We start from the raw sequence: 1,586 nt of genomic DNA, 5'->3' as shown, positions 1-1,586 counted from the left end.
GATCTCAGCGCCGACGAGCGGCTGGCCTTCGCACCGGATGAAGTGCCGCCAGCATACGACCCCATGGCGCAGCCGCAGCCGCCAGCGTCCGAATGGAACGAGGAGCGCCTTGCCAAAGCCAATCGAAATTACGCGATGGAATATGTACGCAATGGCATCCAGGCTCTGATCGAAACCATCGGTCGCAACCGCGCTCTAGAACTCGGCCGCCGCGCCGCCCGCCTGACGGGGTTGCAACAATTTCCGGCAATGGCGGAGGCGCTTGGCTTGAGCGAAGGCGGGGTTGATGACGCCGCAGCGTTCCTCGCCAGCATCATGGTTGGGATGGGTGACGAATGCGCGATTGAACAGCATGGCGCCGAAACACGCGTCACCCAGACCGGACTACGGATCGTGCGCGGACTGGACGGCGATGCGCGCACAGCGCTCCTGACGTGCTGGGTCGAGCTTTGGCGCGGGGCGACTGATTCCGGTCGCGCTTTTCTGGACGTGACGTGCGCGATCGCTGATGAGCAGTTGGTTTGGAGTATATCCGAGCGGTAGTTCCCTCGGAGACCTGAATGCAGAAGCCCCTGCCGGGGCCTTCATTTCCTGTTTTTGATCCACCGGATCAAAAACTTCGCTTTGCGAACCGGAAATGAAGTCCAGACGGCCTGTAAGCCGGGTTCTGTTCCCCCTTGCGGGTTCAGCAGTCATTCCTCTGCGACGCCTGTTGCCAGGCGCCTGATGCGACACACCCGGGGCGTGGGCTGAAGACGGCCCATATACGCCCCCTATTCGGTCTTGCTCCAGGCGGGGTTTACCATGCGGGCCGCGTCACCGAAGCCCCGGTGGGCTCTTACCCCACCCTTTCACCCTTACCCCGGACCTGCGTCCCGGGCGGTTTGCTTTCTGTGGCACTTTCCCTCGGCTTGCGCCGGGTGGACGTTATCCACCGCCTTGTCTCCTTGGAGCCCGGACTTTCCTCCAGCAAGCAAGCTTGCCAGCGACTGCCCAGCCGTCTGGAGCGGGCGATATAGGCTATCCTGGTCGAAACCGCCAGTCCCTTGCCCCGACGGCGGTGTTGTTGGTGCGCGGCCTCTATGCTCCCATGCGGGCAAGAAAAAGAAACGGGAGCGACTGAAATGGACCTCAATCTACGTGGCAAGAAATGCGTTGTCCTTGGCGGCACACGCGGCATCGGACGCGCCATCGCGGATACGCTGGCGGATGAAGGCGCCGATGTCGCCATCTGTGCCCGCAATGCCGATCAAATCAAAGCGGCGGTAGAAGATCTCAAAGGAAAAGGCGTGAATGCGGCGGGCGGACCAGTTGACGTCACCGATGGCGACGCGCTGAAGGCATGGATCACATCCGCCGGCGAATCCCTCGGCGGCATCGATATCCTGGTATCGAATGCCGGCGCCATGGCGCAGGGCAATGACGAAGCCTCGTGGAAGCAGAACTTCAATCTTGATGTGCTCGGCGCGGTCAATGCGTTCGAAGCGGCCGAACCGTTCCTGGGAAAATCTGCAGACGCGAATGGCGATGCGGCCTTTGTCATCATCGCTTCGATCTCAGCCGCCGTCGCCGATCAGGCGGGATCC

Annotated in this window: 2 protein-coding genes and 1 other RNA gene; 2 read left to right on the top strand and 1 reads right to left on the bottom strand. The window is 61.9% G+C overall.

Annotation, left to right across the window (positions count from 1 at the left end):
• A partial coding sequence (locus MVC20_RS07225; RefSeq protein ID WP_297539858.1) for a hypothetical protein occupies window positions 1–543 on the top strand: 543 nt, incomplete at its 5' end.
• 97 nt (window positions 544–640) lie between these two features.
• On the opposite strand, the gene rnpB is transcribed toward MVC20_RS07225, so the two are convergent.
• An RNA gene (gene rnpB / locus MVC20_RS07220) (RNase P RNA component class A) lies at window positions 641–1,005 on the bottom strand.
• Window positions 1,006–1,124: 119 nt separating this feature from the next.
• On the opposite strand from rnpB, the gene MVC20_RS07215 reads away from it, so the two are divergent.
• The coding region (locus MVC20_RS07215) for an SDR family NAD(P)-dependent oxidoreductase (protein WP_297539856.1) at window positions 1,125–1,586 on the top strand (462 nt) is incomplete at its 3' end.

The organism is Roseovarius sp. (assembly GCF_027019125.1).
In the GTDB taxonomy this organism is placed as follows: Bacteria; Pseudomonadota; Alphaproteobacteria; order Rhodobacterales; family Rhodobacteraceae; genus Roseovarius.
This window is presented reverse-complemented; position numbering and strand designations above follow the sequence as displayed.